We start from the raw sequence: 20,731 nt of genomic DNA, 5'->3' as shown, positions 1-20,731 counted from the left end.
TGCTCATATCCCAGCAAAATCGGACTTCCGGTTTATCCATACAACCATTTTCGTAGAATAAACCGCTTTCAAAAGTGTGAAAATAAAGACCGCATCGGTGTTCGCGCCCTCATCATAGAGGTTAGCGTGCACAGATGCGGTTATAAAAACTATTGTTCACATGCTATTAGATTAATAAAGTCGGCAGCCTATAGTCTGGAGGTCCCGCGCCCGCGCTTTAAAGAACGGTAGTCACCCGGCGTGATTCCTAATACTCGTTTGAATACCCTGCCGAATGTAATTGCATTCGCATACCCCACCTGAAGTGCGATATCCTGCAGCGAACATTCCGTTTCCACTAAAAGCTTTTCGGCTTCCTTCATGCGTAGCTCTGTAAGAAAATCAACAAATTTCATTTTAAATTCTGTTTTAAATAGATAGCTGGCATATTTGCCGGATACCTGAAACCGGTCGCTCAAATGCTTTAGGGAAAGATCGGGATTTGTAAAATTCTCTTCAATATAATTCTTCATCTCGGTTACCATCGCCCGGTAGCTTTTAGTTTCACTGACAGAAACATAAGTGCGGAATAAATCAGTCAAATACTCAAACAAAATCCCCTTCATTTCATCTATGGATTCTGCCTCTTCCAGCCGCTTCAGTTGCTTCTCCGCATTTTCTGCTGACAGCTCATCCTGCAGCTGCTCAGACATGACAGCCACTTCCCGGCTCAGCATCTGTAGCATGGCCTGAATTAGAGAGCGGATATCATCATCTTGTAAATAATCCTGTTTAAAACCATCAAAAACACCTTCCAGCAGTTCCCGCCATTGGCCGCTCGACATCCGGAACTGCTTAACAAACTCGGCAATCATTTGTAGATACTTGAATGTCTCAAGAAGCGGCTGGCGCGTTTCTCCAAATTCCGTTAAAGCGATGTCTTCGTGCATTAAAAGCTTGTGCTGCATCACATTCTCCGCTGCCGCATAGGAATCCCGGATCTCCCCTGGCCCAGCCGCCACTGGCCCGATAGCGAAACTTAAGGAGAGGCGCAAGTTCTGCTCCACCCAGGTGCGGCAGTCCTCAGCGAACACACGGATTTTCTCTGCCATCTCTTCATCACTTCCTGTGGTCAGGAAGAGAATTGCCGCCCGGTCAGTCCCTATCCACTCCGCCCAAGCTTGCAATTCCGCACTCCGCGCCAATTCTTGAAAGACATTCATCAGGGCAAATTTAAGCGTGTTCTGATCGCCCCTTGTATACCGATCTTGAAAAACCTTGTCGTAGCGGTTGATTTCGCTTAGCACAACCATAAAGCGGGTTGTGGAATGAGCTCCGGAGAGCGGCGACAGCTCTTCCATCCGCTGAACGACATTGTCCAACCGCTCGCTTTGCAAGAGATCGTTGAAAAGCTTGCTGCGCTGTAACAGCAAATTCTCTCTGCTTTTCTTATCATAATCCGTCATATGGTTGATTAGATCTTCCAGCACTCCGTCAATGAGCATCATTTCGTCCGGTCTGTCGCTGGATTGGTCCAGCTTGCGAATTTGATGACCTTCAATCCGGTTCATAATCACCTGAATTGGCTTATAGTTCCGCCGCGTAACATAGATCAGGTAAAAAATCGCGCACACAACCGTACCTAAGGCAATAGCTACCCAAAGGTAAGAAATCACTGACACCCAGCTGAATAGACTGCCCGTTTTGATCCCGCTGGTAAACGTCCAGCCAAGCCTTTCCATATATAAAGTGTTCAACTGCTTCCCATTCTTGGCACCCTCACTGTCCGAATGCGCCTGATAGACCACCTGTCCATCTGCGCCAAAGATGGTCAGAAAGGACAACTGTTCATTGACCATACCGTCGACGATCTGTTCCATTCCGCTCATTTTGAGATTAATTACGAGCACTCCCTCCGAACCGAAGGGCAGCGGCATACCTTTATTTATGGTAAGCACACGTATAGACGTGCGCTGAAATTCATCTTTGTATTCCCTAACAGGCTGCCAGCCTTCCGATAAAGAGCCGGAGGTGATGCGGCCAATCCAATCCTCGTCTACAAATCCTGAAAGGTCCTTTAATCCAGTTTCTGTTAAAACGCTTTCATTTCTCTTGTCATAAAGATAGATGGACTGAATATAGGGCGATTCACGCGTCAGGTTGCGTAGATTCTGGGCAACAGCGTAGACGGTCGCCATATCAATCTGGCCTTGATTGTTAAAATAACGTTTATAAGCATCGCTGCGTTCAGCAGCCTCCAGCACTGCCAGTTCAGCTTCCTTGATCGTTCGGTCCACATTATCCATAAGATAACTGGCGGTGATACGGTCCGCTTTTTTAGTTTCCATTCGTGAAATATCATTAATAAATACAAAAGAGGCAAAAATCAGTATCGTCACAGTAAGCAAAAAAATAGGAAAATAGGACAGCAGCAATCGGCGATACCAGGAACGGAACAATAGATAACCCCCTCTGTACAACCGTTAGGATACCCGGCCACGGTTCAGCCGTTAATGCACGAGTAGTTCATAGATATTTGGCTGCACCATCATGGAAATGGAAACTCTTCCGCCTAATTTGCTGCCATTATAACACATACAACATGAGCCCGACCAACGAAGCCATTCGTATTTTATACCTGCTCATTAAAAAGGCGAGGTGCGCACAGCCATAGCCGTGAACCCCCGCATATAAATCTGTCCGAGCAGCGCCAAGCACCAAGTGGTAGCCCTCCTCGGCCTATAAACCACTCAGATCTCTGATATAACGGCGCGCCTTGATCGCATATTCCAGCGGATCGGCAAGTGCCGGATCCTGCTCCGCTTCCACTACAAACCATCCCGTATAAGAGTAACTTGCCAATTCGCTGAAAATATCCGCAAAGGATATACATCCATCGCCAGGTACGGTGAATGCGCCCGCTTTTACAGCCTGGAGAAAACTGAGCTGATCCCGCAGCACACGCTGAACAACCTCCGGACGTATATCCTTTAAATGGACATGTTTAATCCGAGGTAAGTGGATGCGCAACACCTCTAAGGGATTCTCACCGGCAAAAGCTAGATGACCGGTATCGAACAGCAGAGACACCTCTTCCGGTTCCGTGAGCTCCATTAGCTTAGCAATTTCGGCCCCAGTCTGCACCCCTGTCCCCATATGATGATGGTATACAAGCGCCATACCTTTTTCAGCAGCCAGCCGGCCAAGCCCACCCAGTCCATCGGCAAGTGCGGCCCACTCCGCTTCTGTGAATACAGGTTTATTAGCAAACAGCGGCGTATCCATTTGTCCCTGAATACTCCGTCCTTGCTCTGAGACGACAATCACCTTCGCACCCATCTCATATAAAAAATCACGATGCGCGCAAAAAGCCTCCACTGTCTCCTCATATGGCCGCATAGTCAGATACGCGCTGAACCAAGCGCTGGCAATCTCAAGTCCACGAAGCTCAAGTGCCCGGCGCAGCCGTTCCGGAGAGCGTGGATACTTGTTGCCCACCTCGCTTCCCTGAAACCCGGCAAGCGCCATTTCGCTAATGCACTGTTCAAAGGTATTGTCTTTTCCCAGTTCAGGCATATCATCATTAGTCCAAGCGATAGGAGCAATCGCCAGCTTGACCGCATGTTCTTTGAACATCATCGATTCTACCCCTTCCGTTTCACAGTATTACTAATACTAATAACTGCGGGCCTTTCCAAGCTGTTCAAGCTTCTGCTCGTGGGCAGCCCGAACGGCTTCACTGCCGGATACTTCTGGAACACCAACATTCCACCAGGCTCCGTAACCATGTGTCATTGTCTTGGGCAGCACCTTAATGTCAATTAGGGTGGAACGATCCTGCAGCTGAGCCTCCCTCAAAGCGTCACGCAGCTGCTCAACCGTTGACGCACGAAAGGTCTTCACTCCATATCCCGCGGCACTTGCTGCATAATCTATGCCTATCAGTTCGCCGCTCAGCTGACCTTCCGGGCCCCGGTAGCGGAATTCAGTCGCCATGCTATCCAGTCCTTGCTCCATCTGCAGGTTGTTGATGCAGCCGAACCCCATGTTATCCAGCAGAATGACGTTGATCTTCTTGTTCTCCTGAAGGCTCGTCACTAGTTCCGAATGCAGCATTTGATAGCTGCCATCGCCCACCAATGCATATACCTCCCGGTCCGGCTCCGCCAATTTCACACCGAGTGCACCGGAGATTTCATACCCCATACACGAAAAGCCATATTCCATATGGTAAGTATCCGGCACAGTGGAATTCCACATCCGCTGCATGTCGCCCGGTAAGCTGCCTGCGGCCCCTATCACAATGGCGTCTTTCGGAAGATATTCATTGAGGATCCCGAGTACCTGTGTTTGCGCCAGCGAAGTGTTCAACTTCGTCGCATATTCAGATAGCTTCTCGTCAAGATGTCCGGCAACTTCCGGCATGAAGGAAACTGAAGAAAGATCTGGACGATCTGCCTCCTGATTCACCGTATACTCCACGTCAGATAGACGTTTTCTTTCCACTTCCCATGCCTTTTTTGCCACTACAATTTCATCTGTATAAGCGGTGCGGTAACCGCGCTCCTCCAACGTAGTAGACAGCGCTCTAAGACCTTCGGCAGCATCACAGACCACAGCCAGCGCATCCAGCTTGGAGGCATGGTAAAGGGAAGCGTTAATTGTCAGGAACTCCACCTCGGGATGGGCGAACAAACTCTTCGAACCTGTCGTGAAGTCCGTAAACCGGGTACCCACACCGATCACCAGATCCGCTTCTGTGGCCAGCGCATTGGCACAGCCATTCCCGGTAACTCCTATGCCACCGAGATTGTAGGCACAGTCGCTTGCCACGGCGCTTTTTCCAGCTTGCGTCTCACCGAATGGGATGGCGAATTTCTCCGCAAACGCACGTAATTCCATTCCTGCATCCGCATACCGGACTCCACCCCCACAGACCAGCAGAGGTCGCTGTTTGCTGGCAATAAGATCAGCTGCCGCAGCAAGCTCATCCGGATGCGGAGTACGGGAAACGATCCGGTGGATGCGCTTGCGGAAGAACTCAAGTGGATAGTCCCAGGCCTCCCCTTGCACATCCTGCGGCAGCGCAATCGTGACTGCCCCGGTATCTGCCTGATCAGTCAGCACACGCATCGCGTTCAGCAATGCTGTCATCAGCTGCTCTGGCCGATAAATCCGGTCCCAATATTTGCTCACCGCTTTGAAGGCATCGTTGACCGTTATCGACAGATTGTAGGTGTGCTCCATTTGCTGAAGTACCGGATCCGGTTGACGGGTGGCAAAGGTATCGCCGGGGAGCAGCAGCACGGGAATCTGATTCGCCGTCGCAGTGGCAGCGGCTGTCAGCATATTAGCTGAACCCGGTCCTACCGAAGCGGTGCAGGCCATGATTCGCCGTCTGCGGCTCTGCTTGGCAAAGGCAGTCGCCGCATGCACCATTCCTTGCTCATTCCTCCCCTGATAGACCGTCATCTCACCCGGCGCTTCCTGAAGTGCCTGCCCCAGTCCAAGTACATTGCCATGGCCGAAAACGGTGAATATACCGTGTACAAAACGCTCCGGTCCATTGCCAAAGTCCACATATTGCTGGTTCAGAAATTTCACCAGCGCCTGCGCCGTCGTTAATCTAATCGTATCCACGTGAAACCTCCCTTTCGCCGTTTTTGTTACTGCCAGCGGGCAGTGACGACTTTTTTGCGTGTATAAAATTCAACCCCGTCGCTTCCATTCGCATGCAGATCGCCATAGAAGGAATCCTTCCAGCCGGAGAAAGGGAAAAAGGCCATCGGGGCTGGCACTCCAACATTGACACCCAACATGCCTGACTCGATATTTTCCCGGAAATAGCGCACTTTCCCGCCGTCATTCGTAAAAATACAAGCCCCGTTGGCAAAACGAGAGGTATTGGCAATTTCAATCGCCTCTTCTACATCCTTGACACGGATCACTGCCAGGACAGGCGCGAAAATTTCCTCCTGCCAGATTTTCATTTCCCGGGTCACTCCATCAAACAACGTTGGGCCGATAAAATAACCCTGTCCCTGCACCGCAGCATCCGCCCGGCCGTCTCTTAGCAACTTAGCGCCCTCGGCCATGCCTTGTTCAATATAAGCGACCGTTTTGTCTTTATGACTTTGGCGGATAACCGGCCCAAGAAACGTGTCGTCGTCCAAACCATTGCCGATGGTCATCTGCTCACATTCACGCAGGAGGATGGAGATCAGCTCATCAGCAACCTCTTCCTGCACCGTTACCACGGAGCAAGCCATACAGCGCTCTCCCGCCGAGCCGAAGGCTGCGTTGACAATCTGTGTTGCTGAAGCCTCAAGGTTCGCGTCTGCCAACACAATAGAATGATTTTTCGCCCCTGCCAACGCCTGAACCCGCTTCAAACACGCCGTTCCCTTCTTGTAGACATATTCGGCCACCGGCTGTGAGCCAACGAAGGAAATCGCCTTCACATCAGGATGCTCCAGCAGGCCGTTTACCACCTCATGTGCACCGTTAACCAGATTGAGCACACCTTTCGGAAGCCCGGCTTCCTCTAGCAATTCGACCAAACGCGCTGCCAGCAGCGGTGTGCGTTCGGAGGGCTTCAGCACAAAGGTATTCCCACAGGCGATGGCCAACGGGAACATCCAGCAAGGCACCATCATCGGAAAATTAAACGGTGTAATCCCGCCGACTACACCGATGGGATAGCGATACATCCCAGACTCGATGCCTGTCGCGATGTCGGGCAACTGCCGGCCCATCATCAGCGTCGGCGCACCTGCCGCAAATTCCACACACTCAATGCCGCGCTGCACCTCTCCGTAGGCCTCTTTGAAGCTTTTTCCATTCTCCAGCGTGATCGTCTTCGCCAGTTCATCCCAATGGTCCACCAGCAGCTGCTGATATTTGAACAAGATCCGCGCTCTGCGCGGCACCGGTGTCTTGGACCAGCCTGCAAAAGCCGCCTTTGCCGCCGCCACTGCCCGATCAACATCGACTCTGCTGGACAGCGGAACCCTTGCCATCTCCTCACCAGACGCTGGATTGTATACCGTTTCTGTCTTCTCCACAGCCGCCTCAACCCACTGCCCGTCAATATAGTTGTTCAGCACTTGCACGGTTTGCTGTGCCATTCTACTCACTCCTTCATCTCTATTAATGCGATCCCGCGAATGTAATCTAATCTAATCTTGCATAGCTATACGATCTGGAGTTGTTTGAGTTGTGATCTCTCCAACCTCCGCCTACTTACTCTGCACCTGAAGTGATTTCCTCGTTAGACAATAAAAACGCTTCCAATTCATCCAAGGTTGGCATGGCATCCGAACAGCTGTGGCGGGAGATGACAATGGATGCCGACGCGCTGCCGCGGCGCATGGCCTCACCGACGCTTTCTCCCCGCATTAGACTGTGAATGAAGGCTGAGGCGTAAGAATCTCCGGCTCCAAATGTCTTCAATACTTTAGCGGGAAAAATACCACTCCGATGCTTCTGCCCATCCGCCGTGTAGGAGATTGAACCACTCCCGCCACGCTTGATAACGACCAGCTTTGCTTGGTGCGAGAACCAGCGGTTAACTGTTGCTTCGTCATCTGCATCTGTCACATTGTACAGGCTCTCCATCATATTAAATTCCTCACGGGTACCAATGATACAATCGCATTTCTCAGCTGCCAGATTATAATAGACCGCTGTTTCTGCGGCTGACTTCCAAGTATAGGGGCGATAATCCAGATCAAAAAATACAGTAACATTGTGCTTGCGGGCGAACTCCAAAGCGACAAACACAGCCTCACGGGACGGACTTTGTGCCAGTGCAGTACCTGAGATCAGCAGTGCCTTGGACTTCCGAATATACTCTTCCGAGATCTCCTCCGTACTCAGCAGCAAATCAGCCACATGATCCCGGTACATCAGAATGCTGCACTCCTGAGGACTCTTTATTTCAGTAAAAGCAAGCCCAGTCACTGCACCGGTCTGGTCAACGCGCACCTGGCTATCGTCAATGCCATTCCGTTGCAGATAAGTTCGGATAAAACGGCCCATCTGATCATCGGAAATCTTACCGATAAAGCCAGTGCGCATCCCTAGCCGCGCTGCCCCAATTACGATATTGGCGGGAGAGCCGCCGACATATTTGGTAAACGTCAGTGTCTCTTCCATTGGTCTTCCGGTTTCATTAGCGTTCAAGTCAATACAGAGCCGACCGACAGCGATTAAATCCAGCGGTCGTGCAGGATCGAACTGTAAACCGTTCATTATGACGCCTCCTTGAGAAAACTTCAGTAAAATGGATTAATGAGATACAACAACATCGGGGATGGGTTAAGCGCTTAACCTAATTTCCATTAGTATAGTTTAGAAATTGGAGTTTGGCAATCCTGAACTTAAACGAAGTTGGGATCTGAACCCATGTACCAATAAAAAACAAAGAAAAGACCTGTCCCTCACCGCTAAGCGAGGTACAGGTCTTCAGATAGGAGTCGGCGTTCTTACTCCGTTTGTAGAGTTTGTGTCTTCCTAATGCGGTGCCGGTCCGGTGGAATGGCGGACTATCAGTTCCGGCATCAGCATGATCTTGCGCTTAGGACTATCGGGATTGTCGATAGATTGGTTCAGCAGAATCATCGCCTGTTCCGTCATCTCACGCAGAGGCTGAGCAATGCTGGTCAAGGTGGGATGGCAAATTTCAGCCAGCATTGTATTGTCAAAACCCACCACGGACAGATCACGGGGTATTGACAAGCCTGCGCTGCGCGCCTCCTTCAATATCCCAATCGCGAGCAGATCGTTGCAGGCGAATATGGCGGTCGGCCGGTCTTCCTGCGCCTGAACCAGCATCGCGGCAGCCGCTTTGCGGCCGTTCTCCAGCGTGGCTGAAGTATGCGTGAGATTAGCCGGATTGTCAAAGCCAACACCCGCTGCCTTGAGCGCATCCATAAAGCCTTCCACGCGCAGCTTACTCCCCGGTAAATTGTCAGAGATAATGCCGAGCCTGCGATGGCCCAGGGACAACAGATATTCTGTCGCCTGATAGCCTCCCTTATAGTCATCTACCGTGACGCTGTTGCTCTCCATCATCCGGATATCAGCCGAAAATAACACAAGCGGTACGTGATCAGCCAGCAGGCGGCGGACCATATCTGGATTCCCTGTATGAGAAGCAATGATTATACCGTCCACCCGTTTACGCAGGAGCAGTGAGATATACCGGGCCGCCTTCTCATCATCCCGGTCAGTACTGCATACAATCAAGTCGCTTCCCTGCTCCTGAGCAAAATCCTCAATACCTCGGGCCGCCTCAGCAAAAAAAGGGTTGGAAATATCGGGAATCATCAGCCCGATCGTTCCCGTTCGGCGACTCGTCAGCGCAGAGGCCACCAGACTCGGCTGGTAATTCAGCTCCTCCATGATCCGATGAACCTTCTCCCGTGTCTTATCGCTAATTCTCCCGTTCTTGTTCAACACCTTGGACACCGTAGCGATGGAGACTCCCGCTTCCCGTGCCACATCATATATCGTAGGTTTCATCGTTAGTGAGCCCGCCTTTACGTTCGTACAATCCTATACCTAGATTATAAGGAACTCTTCTGACAGTGTCTATTCAGCGGTGCAAGAGACTCTGTTACTGTGGCGATCATTTGGTCAATACATCGACACAAAGAAGGAGCCTCCGCCTTGCGGAAGCCCCCTTTTCGTGCGTGCTGCTACACTATTTCTTCTTATCCTTCTGGTGTTGCTGCATCTCGAACAGCCATTCATGTTCCGGATCATTATGAAAAACCCATGTGCGGACCGGACCTGCCATCACATTGAGATAATAAGAATCATAACCCGGCGGAGCCGATACAGGATGATAGCCCTCCGGAACCAATACAATACTGCGGTCAGACACGGCCATCGTCTCATCAAGGCTGCGATCGTCATTATACACCCGCTGCACTACAAAACCATGAGCCGGGTTAACCCGGTGGTAGTATGTCTCTTCCAGGTAAGACTCAGCAGGTAGATTGTCACAGTCATGCTTGTGCGGAGGATAGCTGGACCAATTGCCGCTACCCGTACGTACTTCCACGACCAGCAGGCTCTCGGCTTCACTCTGCTCAGGCAAAATGTTGACCACTCGCCGTGACATACTGCCAGAACCGCGGGCTTCGGCCACAGTATCGCACGGAGCGATCAAACGCGGCGCATATTTACCCGTTCCTGGAGCAAGGCAAACCGCAAGTTCCAGCTCCGTCAAGGCCGTAACTTCATAATGCCCTCCCGCCGGAATATACACCGCATACGGCGGCAAATCCTCAAATACAGACATACGTTCACCGATCCCGGCGAACAACTGGGCGCCTGCTCTCACATCCGCCTTGCCCGCCAGCAGCACCAGACAGATTTCATTCCCTTCCGCGCTGCGGCTCAGCGTATCCCCAACCTGCAGCTGGTACACTTCAAAACCGACATATTCCCATCCAGCGCTCTCCTTGCTAACTGCCGCTACAAGTCCATCTTTGCCGGGTGCTCCGGCTTTTATGATTAGATTGGACATCTTCACAGACCTCCCCCATCTTCAGCATCTGCATCCGCTTACAAAGCTTGTGTCGCCGATATTCCCTCTCCGGCACAAGAAGACAACTTGACCGGAAGCCCGGTAAGATAGGATTCCTTAGCGGCTTCGGCAATCCGTTCCGCCTGTTGCCCGTCAAGCCCGCTGCAAATGATAGGCTCCTGCAGGCGGAGTGCCCGGGCAAACGCGGCAACCTCTTCTACGAAAGCTTGGTTATACCGCTCGAGAAAGAAATGAAGCGGCTGATCGCGTGTGACCGAAGCAGCGGTTGAAACCTCTACAGTTGTTGGACGGCAGTTGTCGGCGGTGGCTGAGCCGCAGGAACCGAACACCTCCACGCGTTGATCATAACCATATACAGCCTTACGGCTGTTATCAATGACGCAGATTGCGCCACTGGCAAAGGTCAGCGTGATGACAGCTGTATCCACATCATCGCAGCGCCCAAACACCGGATCAACGAGATTAGCACCTCGGGTATAAACTTCTGTTACTTCCTCACCCATCAGATAACGGGCCATATCAAAATCGTGAATCGTCATATCCATAAACATCCCGCCGGAAGACCGCACATAAGCCTCACCCGGAGGCTGCGGATCACGTGATGTGATCTTCACAATATGTGGACTGCCTAGCTCTCCTGATTGAACCAGTTGCTTAAGTTTGCGGAAGCTAGGGTCCATTCGCCGGTTGAAGCCGACCTGTAGCAATACACCCTCATCCTCCACTATCTTCAGTGCCTGGTGGGTAAACTCTGACGACAGGCTGATCGGCTTTTCACAGAAAATATGTTTTCCAGCCCGGGCTGCTAGCTCAATCCAAGAGGCGTGGGTATCCGTAGGTGTGCAGATAAACACAGCCTCGATTTCAGGGTCATTCAGAATGTCTTGCCCATTCACAAATGCAGAGCCAAGATTCCGGCTCTCTGCCCAGACCAGCAATTCCTCACTTACCACAGCCTCCGCAATGGATTTCAACTTAAACGACGGCATCACACGCAGATTATCTGCATGAAGCCGGCCAATTCTGCCTGCCCCAATAATGCCAACTACGATCGGATTTACCATGTTTGCTTATCCTCCTTTGAGGTAAGCGCTTAACCATCCCGAAAATAGTATACTCCAAGCACAAGTGAAGTTACAAGCAAATATTTCTCCAGCTTTTTTAACTCTCTCCTTAGCTATCTACTCCTCCTCAACAGTAATGTAACGCTTCACCTAGTGCGACTAAAACCATGGCCTGCCCGTAGGCCATAGGGGCAATAATGATTTCCTTATAATCTTCTTTTGCAGCACCAATCGGAGTGCCGCCGGATACACCAAGCACCGTGCCTTCATCGTCAATTCTGTCCAGCACCGCCCGGATCGCTTTCAGGGCATGATCTGCATACGATTCCGGCAACAACCCCCTGCGTACGCTATGCAAAATACCCGCTGCGATAGCTGCTGAGCCTGACGTTTCAGTATAACTGCTAGAGTCGTCCAGCAGCGTATGCCATAATCCGTCTCCGCTCTGGCAGGCTAATAAAGCTGTTGCCTGTGCGTTCAGGATCTGTTGAAGATATTCAAACACTCCACTGTCCAGATACGACCCCATCAACTCCAGGTATTCAGGCAGGCCGAGTGTAAACCAGCTATTGCCCCGGCACCAGAAGGCTTCACTGAAATTATGCCGGCCGCCAAAATGCCAGCCATGAAAAAACAACCCCGTCTTTTTATCATAAAGGTATTTGATATGCAGCAACAGTTGGTAAAGCGACGCTTGCCGCCATGCGGAATTATCGTATTTCACACCCATTTTTGCCGTGAACAAAATAGCCATAAATAACGTATCAATCCAGATTTCATTATCATTGAGCGTAACTTCATCCTTGCTCGCTCCTGTTGTGACATGCTGATAACCAGACTCCTCCGTCCGCGGCAGGCCATGCATCAACCACTGCACCCATTCCAGGCTTAATTCCTCCGCTTCCTTCAGTTCCATTAATGACAGCAACGGCGCTGTTGTATTGATATTCCGGCTCGGCAGTCCCTTGCCCAGTTGCTTGCTCATCCAAAGCTTGGCATATTCTTGATAACGCTCATCCTTGAAATGCTGCTCAAGCTTTTGAAGTCCGTAAAGCCCCACTCCCTGCGGCCAATCCCATTCCTCCATGCCAAAATCACGGGCAAAATACCCCCGTCGTCCCGCATCCTCCCCTAAATTTTGCAGTTCGGCTTCGTTTTCCGGCCGCTCCAGCTTCAGCAGCTTATCCGTCACGCGGTTCAGCTTTTCAATGATCTCAACTTTACTAATCCGGCTGTTGTTCATCTGTTTCCCGCCCCTTCACCTGCTATTTTGGGTCTTCCCTCATGTTGGGTAGTTCCATTCACCCGTAATATATCAAACCATTCCATACAAAAACTACTTTATATTTGCTGTAATAACCCTCATATATTGCAAATCTTGCTTTTCTGAACCTATAATAAGTGCATATTACAGAATAAGGCGGTGAGAGCATTTGCTTGAAAGCGACTTACTGTACGAACAAGGGTATAGCGTACGTATCAACACGCCCGTAGATCCCCTTTTTTATTATTTTGATTATGACCAGCGTTCTCACGATATCAATATGGAGTTTCAGCATTTTCATGATTTTTACGAGATTCATATCTTAATGGATTCCCGAGCCACTCATATTATCGATGGGAATGTCTGCGCCCTCCAGCAGTATGACATCGTGCTCCTGCGTCCTTATCGGATGCATAAGACACAATATCCGGAAGGGCCGTCGTTTAAGCGGCTGATCATAAACTTCGCCATGCCCAAAGATATACCCGGTTTAGAGAACGCTTACAAAAGTATGTTTCTCTCATTTTGGGAAGAAATACCGATCTACCGTTTGCCAAAAGAGTTGCGCAAAGCCGTATTTGATCCTCTTAACGCTATCTTCACCTTATCACACAGCACTTCACCGTTAAATCCAGTACTGATTCACAGCCTTTTCCAACAGTTTCTCTGTGCTTTATACCAGCGTAGAGACCAGAACAGCTATGTCCCAGAGGAGATTGGAAATGCCATTATGCAAAAAATCTACTCGATCACCGCATACATCCATAGCCATTACAACAGCGAGTTGTCCCTTGATTTCCTCGCTAAAGAGTTCTTTATCAGCTCCTATTATTTATCACACCAATTTAAGTTAATTACCGGCTCCACGCTGACAGAATATATTCAGATGACCCGGGTCCGTAATGCCCAGCAATTGCTGATCTACACCCGCCTGAAGATTTCCGAGATCGCCGGGCAATCCGGATTCAACAGCTTCTCCCAGTTCAACCGCATATTCAATAAACTTAGCGGGATGTCCCCATCCGAGTTCCGCAAGAATCAGGCCATATCCAACACTGCTTCGACCACATTTTCCTATTGATGTACTTGCTTACCTAGTTACAAAAAATCCGCTGTGCGTCCGACAAAGCTATCCACCCTCTAAGTAACTATATTGAGCAGTAACAGAGGCAATGTTTAGACGCAAAAGAGAGCCGAAGGGAAAGGGATAGCAAAAGCGATGGTGCAAGCACACACATGTTGGTATAGATGCAGGTACTGGTGTAGGTGCTGGGGCTGGGGCTGGTGCTGGTGCTGGTGCTGGTGCTGGTGCTGGTGCTGGGGCTGGTGCTGGTGCTGGTGCTGGTGCTGGTGCTGGTGCTGGTGCTGGTGCTGGGGCAAGGGTAGTCACATTTAACTGTATTTCATACAACTATTTTTTCACGCATCACGCCACCATTAGATATAGCTGTATTTGGTGCAACTATTTCCTTGGTTTTTTCGCCTTTAAGCTACATCTCGAGTTTTTAGTTGTACAGAATACAGCTAAAATCCGAAGATTCACTATTTCATACGGAATAGTTGCACAGAATGCAGTTACTTCTCAGATCCCATCAAAACTCCTTCTCCCAATTGAAGATAATCCGCCCAAACAAGTCACAGCTCAGCAAGCCACCACAAATCAAAAAAACCAGGCAGCGATTCTCCACTAACGGGAGAATCACTGCCTGGTTCTAGCTTCAATTACATCTTAAGCCGTACGTTCCGTTGCTTTGAGACGCAGCGCTTTTTTCTCTTTCGACTTCGCCACTGGCGGTTTCAGAGAAATCGCGATGATGCAGGCCAGCAGGCACAAGAGGCCAAAGATAACAAAGGTTGGTTTAAATCCGCCTAGGAAGACGGCGATAAACGAACCGGAAAGGGCACCAATACCAAAACCTTGGTAAACAATTCCGTAGTTCTTACTGTGATTTTTCAGTCCGAAGAAGTCGCTGACAATGGCGGGGAACACCGTGATATTCCCGCCAAAGCAGAACGCAATGGCTGCTACACAAGTGAAGAAAAGTCCGAAATTCAGGGTCGCGTAGCTGAGGGTCAGCATAGCCGCCGCAGTTACAGCAAGCGATGCGCCTACCAGCTTCAAGCGACTCATTTTGTCAGATAAAGCACCCAGAATTAAACGTCCCGCTGTATTAAAGATCGCAATCATAGCCACCGCACTAGCTGCTGTCTGTACATCAAGTCCAGCCAGCTGCACGCCGATATCTTTTACAATACCGATCAAATACAGACCACACATACAGGCGGTGAAAAAGATGATAAATAGCAGATAAGCTTCTTTTGTCCGCAGCATTTCTTTGACCGTATAGTCTTTCGGTGAACTCATTACTGTAGCTGTCGTTGAACCCGCTGGTGCTGGGGCCGCTTGAACCGGAGCTTCTCTTACGAGCAAGGAACCGATTACAATCATGCCCATAACAATCAAACCCCAATACATAAATGTATTAGACACACCCACTGAGTCAATCAACCCGCCGTTAATATATTTAAAGATCAAACTCCCCGTTCCATAAGCACCAACGGACACGCCGGAGATTAAACCTTTATTATTCGGAAACCATTTAATTAAATTAGATAATGAAGTGATATAAGCTGTCCCATCCGCAAAACCAACGATCACCCCAACCAATAAATAGAACATGAAGAGTGAATTGGCTTGAGAGCTAAGAATCAATCCTAGTCCGAGCACAATCCCAGCAGTAGCAGTCAAACGGCGAAGCCCGAAACGATCCTGCAGCTTCCCTGCGAACAAAGTCGCGAAAGCGAGTGCAAAGCTCGTTATAGAAAAAGTAATCGAAACGGAGTTAAGCTCCCAGCCAAATTTTGTTACCAGATGCGCATTAAATAAACTCCATGTATAGATGGTACCTAGGCCCATTTGCATAATTACTGTACCTAATACGATTAGCCACCGTTTGGTGCTTTTGCTGTCCATTGTCGTAGTCATGGTCGTTTCCTTCTTTCTCTCTCGTTGTCTGCTACAAGAGCTTCTATCGCCTCTTTATTGTAGCTAAACCAGCCGATGTTGAGAGAAATCCGGCATGAGATGACGGAAATGAAGAATGAATTGCATTTATAAGCGCATAATCTGCCTGAATTCCTTTACCTTACTACGACTTACCGGCACTTCAAAACCTAAATCATGCAGGCGCAGCAAATACGTATTGTTGAACCACGGGATGATTTCCTTGATCTTGGACAGGTTAACAATATAGGAACGATGGCAGCGAAAAAAACGATCCTGCGGCAGCCGCTGAAAGAAATCGCTAATACTAAGTGCCATGCTGTATTCCTCACCTTTAGTCATCACACTTGTACTTTTTTCCTGCGCGGAGGCGTAATAAATATCGTCGGCATTCACTACGATAATCTTTTCATTTTTCCACAGATTAACCTTGTCACTGACCGGATTACGCTCTTCTTCCCCCTGTCGTCCACGGCTGGCAAACGCATTTTCCAGCTTGTGCAGCATGGCTTTGATGCGTACCTCGCTATAAGGCTTAAGAATATAGTCAAAAGCTTCAATCTCAAACGCCTCAGCGGCATGCTCCTTATACGCAGTGATGAACACTATGTAGGGTTTTACCGAGAATCTACTGATATTTTGTGCCAACAGTACCCCATCGATGGAAGGAATATTAATATCCAGAAAAATCACATCTATCGTATCACTCTGCAAAAATTTAAGCGCGTCCAGCCCATCTTCAAACTGTGCCGTTATATCGATCCCGCTGTGCGTCTCTATTAAATAAGCCAGCTCCTGTCTTGCCAGCTCTTCATCTTCTACAATGATCGCTCTCATTGGTCCTCCTTTTTAACATCAAAAAAGATGTTCGTCCCTTTATCCAATCTCTGAATGGTAAGTCCAGTCCCATAGATCAGCTTTACCCGTTGGTGTACATTAAACAGCCCGATTTTATTCTCCGGCATATCGCCAGTATAGACCTTCTCTATCGTTTCCTCGCTGATGCCAGCTCCGGTATCGCGAATGCCTACCCGTACGGTATCCCCGTGGTCTTTTACAGAAATCGTTACTGTTCCTGTCCCTCTTACCTTCAGTATGCCATGTATAATCGCATTTTCTACAAGCGGCTGAATGATCAGACTCGGAATCCGAACCTGAACCTCATCAATATCATAAAGCACGTTAAGCCGGCTTCCAAAACGCGCCTTTTCGATCTCTACGTATTGCTGGACCTGCTGTAGCTCTCGTTTGATATCAATGAATTCATCGGTAAGCTCCAGATTGTATCTCATATAACCGGACAGATTCACAATCAGCTCGCGTGCCTTATCCGGATTAATTCGAATCGAGGACGCAATCGCATTCAGTGCATTGAACAAAAAATGCGGGTTAATGCTGGTCTGCAGTGCCTTCAGCTCCGCTTTGTTCGCCATTTCCTTAATGCCTTCCACCCGCGACACTTCCATCAAGGTAGAGATCATTTGCGACAGACCCACGGCCATAGCTTGAAGCGAGTAGGTAATCTTGTGGGCTTTGGTGTAATAGATTTTGAGCGCTCCCGTCACCTCACCCTTTTCCTTCAAAGGAATAATGATCAGCGACTTGATCTGCGGATTCACGTAATCACTATCATCGTTACGGATGGTAATTTCACCACTGGACAACGTTACTTTAGTTTCCTCACTGATAATATCGTTAGTTGTCTCATAATCCTCCTCACCCACGCCAACATAGGCACGAATAAACCGAGTATCCGTAATCGCTACAGCGTCTGCACCAATATCCTCTTTGATGATCTGGCAGATGGTGTGCAGCGACTCCTGATTAATATTGCGAAAATACGGCAAGGTCTTATTGGCAATATCAAGCGCCAGCTTGGACTGCTTAGCCGCGATCCGTTCCTTCTCACCTTCCACGCTCTGCACTAGCACAACAATCAGGCCGACACTAATCTGGCTCATAATCATCGGAAAAGCGATCTTGGACACGATATCCACACCCAGCGACATCGGCTGAGCCATCGCTAGAATGAGCAGCATCGTCAGTGCCTCACAGGCCATTCCCGCCAAAATCCCTGCTATCCAGCGACGTTCACCAGAGGTGCGGCGATAGATTATCCCAGACACTATGCCCGCGGTGATACTCGTAATCAGACAAGGAAGAGAGGTTACCCCTCCGATATCAATCAGAAAACGGTGAACCCCTGAGATGATGCCTGTTATAAGTCCAACCCATGGCCCGAACAAAATCCCGCCAGATACGATGGCGATAATTCTCACATTCACAAGCGAACCTTCCACATTAATCCCGCTATAAGTGCCGAAAATGGCAAATAAGCTGAAGATCATCGTTGCAATAGCAAGCTCTTGCGGAGCGTAACTCCCTTTTTGAAAAACCTCTTTAAACCGCGGCAGACGAGTCAATACAAACAGACACATCAGCAATAACGCAGCTCTTTCCAACAATTGCAGTAATATAGTAAACGTATATTGCACGGTCACCGCCTCCAAAGGTCTCGATGTCGATTCATTATAAAGATAGTTCATGCCTCTGTCCATTCAGCCTGTCCCTTTATACCTCTATTGAAACTCTTGTTGTATGATATTAACAGATTGGAAGCATGAATATTCGGAGGTGGCAGTTTGCACAAGATAGAACACGAGGCAGATATCATTCAGCTTGTACATAATGATCCCTGGATGATGGATATTTTAGAAAATGCCAGATCGCTACAGTTACCTGACTGGTGGGTTTGTGCTGGGTTTGTACGTTCAAAAATCTGGGATACCTTACATGGCTTTGAAGAGCGGACCCCTTTGCCAGATATTGATGTTATTTATTATGACGGCAGCAATCTTCATGAGGAAGTGGAAAAGCAATGGGAGGCAAAACTAAGAAATTTAAATCCCCATGTGCCATGGTCCGTTAAGAATGAAGCAAGAATGCATACCATTAACAACCTTGCGCCCTATACGTCATCTGTAGATGCCATCTCCAAGTTTCCGGAAACAGCTACAGCGCTTGGGCTTTCCTTAGATGAATACGGTAAAGTTATCCTAACCGCTCCGCATGGGATTGCAGATGTTATTAATGTAGTGTTACGGGCTACCCCTCATTTCAACAATAATCCGAACTTACTCCCTATTTATGAAAAACGAATTGCACAAAAAAACTGGCAGGCAACGTGGAAGCAATTGCAGGTCAGCGCTACCTAAAGCTAAGTTGTGTTAGCATCGGAATAAAAAAGACAGCAAGCCTCTGCTACAGAAGGGCTTGCTGCTGTTGTTTTATTACACCGCTAAATCAATACCAACCACGCCTACTACATCTCCCTGACGATTCCGGATTGCTCTAGATAATGTAATACAAGAACGTTTCGTAATCGCGGATACATAAGGTTTAGAGACATATTCACCTTCATTCATGGCCCCATTCCACCAATCACGCCGCTTAGCATTCAACAGGCCAGCCGCTGGCTCGGAGTAGATAAAGGTTCCATCCGTCCGATTGGACCAAATGGCTTGTACATCTGGAATTTTCTTAATGTAAGCGTTCAAAACACCTTGATGAACTTCAGTATCTGGAGCGTAAAGTTCTTCCTTGGCGGAAATTGTCTCCAAGAGACTCTGCATTTCCTGAAGCCGGGCTGCATATTGGCTCATCTCAATTTCCGCTCTGCCCGCAATGCTAGTAACCGATTGCTGCAAGGATTGCGACTCCGCTAACAGATTGGCGCTGACTTCGTTCAGCTGCCCAATCTGGTCCCGCTGCCGTGTCACCTGCTCAAGCGTAAGGTCTACATTGGCAATCGTCTCATTCACGATAGCCACCGCACCGCTCAGCTCCGTTGTCACTTCTACAATCAGCTTGCCCTGCTTCGCGGCAGCATCGATTGTTTCCGTCACGGCGCTGCCTACTTCATCTACTCTCGACGCGATATCATCGAGTCGAAGCTTAACCGTGCCGACCTCGTTCACCCCACGCTCCACTGAGACTTGCTCTTTCGTAACGGATTCCAGCACCTGCTGTACTCCATTATTAATGTCAAGCAAGATGCCTGAGGAGCGGTCTACCGAGCTCTTGCTTTGATCAGCCAGCTGCCGAATCCGGCTGGCCACTACTGCAAATCCGCGGCCCTGTTCACCGGCCCGGGCCGCTTCAATAGAAGCATTCAGCGCGAGCAACGAGGTCTCATTCACAATGGAGTTAATCAATGTATTGATCTCCTCTACCATCGCAATATGATTACTCAGGGCAGTAAACTTAGCTAACATGTCCCCACTCTGTGTTTGCAGATCCTTCATCACCACATCTGCAATGCTCAGGGAATCTACCATTGCTGTCATTCCTTGCCGAGCATATTGCATATTCGAGCCTAGTTTTTCCGTCAATTCTTCGATATGTGCTGTAACTGAGGCTACACCGCCCATCGTCTGATAGGCCCCTTCAATATTGGCTTTAGCTTCATTGCTGCGAATCCTTAAATCCGTTTCATACGCGTGTGAATAATCTGCTGTCTGCTGCAGCTGCTCTGTATGGCGGCTGATTTCTTCAAGCGCACCATGCAGCCGATCCGAGGTAACTACAATCTCATTGCCAAGAAGCTCCACTTTGTTCTGTGAATCCTTCAGCAGCGCTTCTTTGCGATAACCGTAGCGGGATGTATTCAGCGAGAACCATCCTAGAGAACCCATAAGCAGAATAATCACCAGCTTATGCATCCAGAGCATATCAATCAATAAGCTGTACACACTGACAAGAAGCAACAGGACGACTACGAAAATCTGGTTTCGACGGATCTGCATCTTTACTTCCACTCCACTCGATTGATGTTATGTATTCTAACATTATATCAGCAGAGT

General features: G+C 49.1%; 15 protein-coding genes. 2 read left to right on the top strand and 13 right to left on the bottom strand.

Features of this window, described 5'->3' with window-relative positions; all coding sequences use genetic code 11:
• Positions 1-188 precede the first annotated feature (188 nt).
• From MHI32_RS02190 to MHI32_RS02150, 9 genes are all read right to left on the bottom strand, one after another.
• Positions 189-2,438, bottom strand: coding sequence for a helix-turn-helix domain-containing protein (locus tag MHI32_RS02190; protein WP_340011822.1), 2,250 nt, complete (start codon positions 2,436-2,438; stop codon positions 189-191).
• 280 nt (positions 2,439-2,718) lie between these two features.
• On the bottom strand, positions 2,719-3,615 hold the full coding sequence (iolE, locus tag MHI32_RS02185) for a myo-inosose-2 dehydratase (protein WP_076278927.1): 897 nt from the start codon (positions 3,613-3,615) through the stop codon (positions 2,719-2,721).
• Between the two features lie 39 nt (positions 3,616-3,654).
• Complete coding sequence (iolD, locus tag MHI32_RS02180) at positions 3,655-5,619, bottom strand: 3D-(3,5/4)-trihydroxycyclohexane-1,2-dione acylhydrolase (decyclizing) (RefSeq protein WP_340011821.1); 1,965 nt, start codon at positions 5,617-5,619, stop codon at positions 3,655-3,657.
• 26 nt (positions 5,620-5,645) lie between these two features.
• The gene (locus MHI32_RS02175; RefSeq protein ID WP_076306530.1) at positions 5,646-7,106 is read right to left on the bottom strand and encodes a CoA-acylating methylmalonate-semialdehyde dehydrogenase; all 1,461 of its coding nucleotides are present in this window, start codon (positions 7,104-7,106) and stop codon (positions 5,646-5,648) included.
• A 115-nt stretch (positions 7,107-7,221) separates the two neighbouring features.
• Positions 7,222-8,232 carry a 5-dehydro-2-deoxygluconokinase gene (gene iolC / locus MHI32_RS02170; RefSeq protein ID WP_248549135.1) on the bottom strand — a complete coding sequence of 337 codons (1,011 nt, stop codon included), beginning with the start codon at positions 8,230-8,232 and terminating at the stop codon, positions 7,222-7,224.
• A 261-nt stretch (positions 8,233-8,493) separates the two neighbouring features.
• Entirely contained in the window at positions 8,494-9,504 is a 1,011-nt protein-coding gene (locus MHI32_RS02165) for a LacI family DNA-binding transcriptional regulator (RefSeq protein WP_340011820.1), read from the bottom strand.
• A 181-nt stretch (positions 9,505-9,685) separates the two neighbouring features.
• The gene (iolB, locus tag MHI32_RS02160; protein WP_340011819.1) at positions 9,686-10,516 is read right to left on the bottom strand and encodes a 5-deoxy-glucuronate isomerase; all 831 of its coding nucleotides are present in this window, start codon (positions 10,514-10,516) and stop codon (positions 9,686-9,688) included.
• Between the two features lie 38 nt (positions 10,517-10,554).
• Entirely contained in the window at positions 10,555-11,601 is a 1,047-nt protein-coding gene (gene iolG / locus MHI32_RS02155) for an inositol 2-dehydrogenase (protein ID WP_340011818.1), read from the bottom strand.
• A 127-nt stretch (positions 11,602-11,728) separates the two neighbouring features.
• Positions 11,729-12,844, bottom strand: a complete 1,116-nt coding sequence (locus tag MHI32_RS02150; RefSeq protein ID WP_076307957.1) for a glycoside hydrolase family 88 protein — start codon at positions 12,842-12,844, stop codon at positions 11,729-11,731.
• A 190-nt stretch (positions 12,845-13,034) separates the two neighbouring features.
• On the opposite strand from MHI32_RS02150, the gene MHI32_RS02145 reads away from it, so the two are divergent.
• A complete protein-coding gene (locus tag MHI32_RS02145; RefSeq protein WP_340011817.1) occupies positions 13,035-13,946 on the top strand; it encodes a helix-turn-helix domain-containing protein in 912 nt (303 codons plus the stop codon).
• Positions 13,947-14,594: 648 nt separating this feature from the next.
• Here the strand turns inward: MHI32_RS02145 and MHI32_RS02140 are convergent.
• The 3 genes from MHI32_RS02140 to MHI32_RS02130 all read right to left on the bottom strand — a co-directional run bounded on the left by MHI32_RS02140 (position 14,595) and on the right by MHI32_RS02130 (position 18,307).
• Complete coding sequence (locus MHI32_RS02140; protein ID WP_139330079.1) at positions 14,595-15,851, bottom strand: OFA family MFS transporter; 1,257 nt, start codon at positions 15,849-15,851, stop codon at positions 14,595-14,597.
• Between the two features lie 126 nt (positions 15,852-15,977).
• Positions 15,978-16,706, bottom strand: coding sequence for a LytTR family DNA-binding domain-containing protein (locus tag MHI32_RS02135; RefSeq protein WP_076134814.1), 729 nt, complete (start codon positions 16,704-16,706; stop codon positions 15,978-15,980).
• Positions 16,703-18,307 (bottom strand): sensor histidine kinase, encoded by a 1,605-nt coding sequence (locus MHI32_RS02130; protein WP_280513476.1) that lies wholly within the window; start codon positions 18,305-18,307, stop codon positions 16,703-16,705. The genes MHI32_RS02135 and MHI32_RS02130 overlap by 4 nt, the downstream gene beginning before the upstream one ends.
• Before the next feature lie 261 nt (positions 18,308-18,568).
• Between MHI32_RS02130 and MHI32_RS02125 the strand changes: the two genes are divergently transcribed.
• The gene (locus MHI32_RS02125; protein ID WP_076124758.1) at positions 18,569-19,084 is read left to right on the top strand and encodes a nucleotidyltransferase family protein; all 516 of its coding nucleotides are present in this window, start codon (positions 18,569-18,571) and stop codon (positions 19,082-19,084) included.
• Between the two features lie 75 nt (positions 19,085-19,159).
• On the opposite strand, the gene MHI32_RS02120 is transcribed toward MHI32_RS02125, so the two are convergent.
• A complete protein-coding gene (locus MHI32_RS02120; RefSeq protein ID WP_076307959.1) occupies positions 19,160-20,674 on the bottom strand; it encodes a methyl-accepting chemotaxis protein in 1,515 nt (504 codons plus the stop codon).
• Positions 20,675-20,731 lie beyond the last annotated feature (57 nt).

Origin of the sequence: Paenibacillus sp. FSL H7-0690 (assembly GCF_037980415.1) — a bacterium.
In the GTDB taxonomy this organism is placed as follows: Bacteria; Bacillota; Bacilli; order Paenibacillales; family Paenibacillaceae; genus Paenibacillus_AQ; species Paenibacillus_AQ odorifer.
This window is presented reverse-complemented; position numbering and strand designations above follow the sequence as displayed.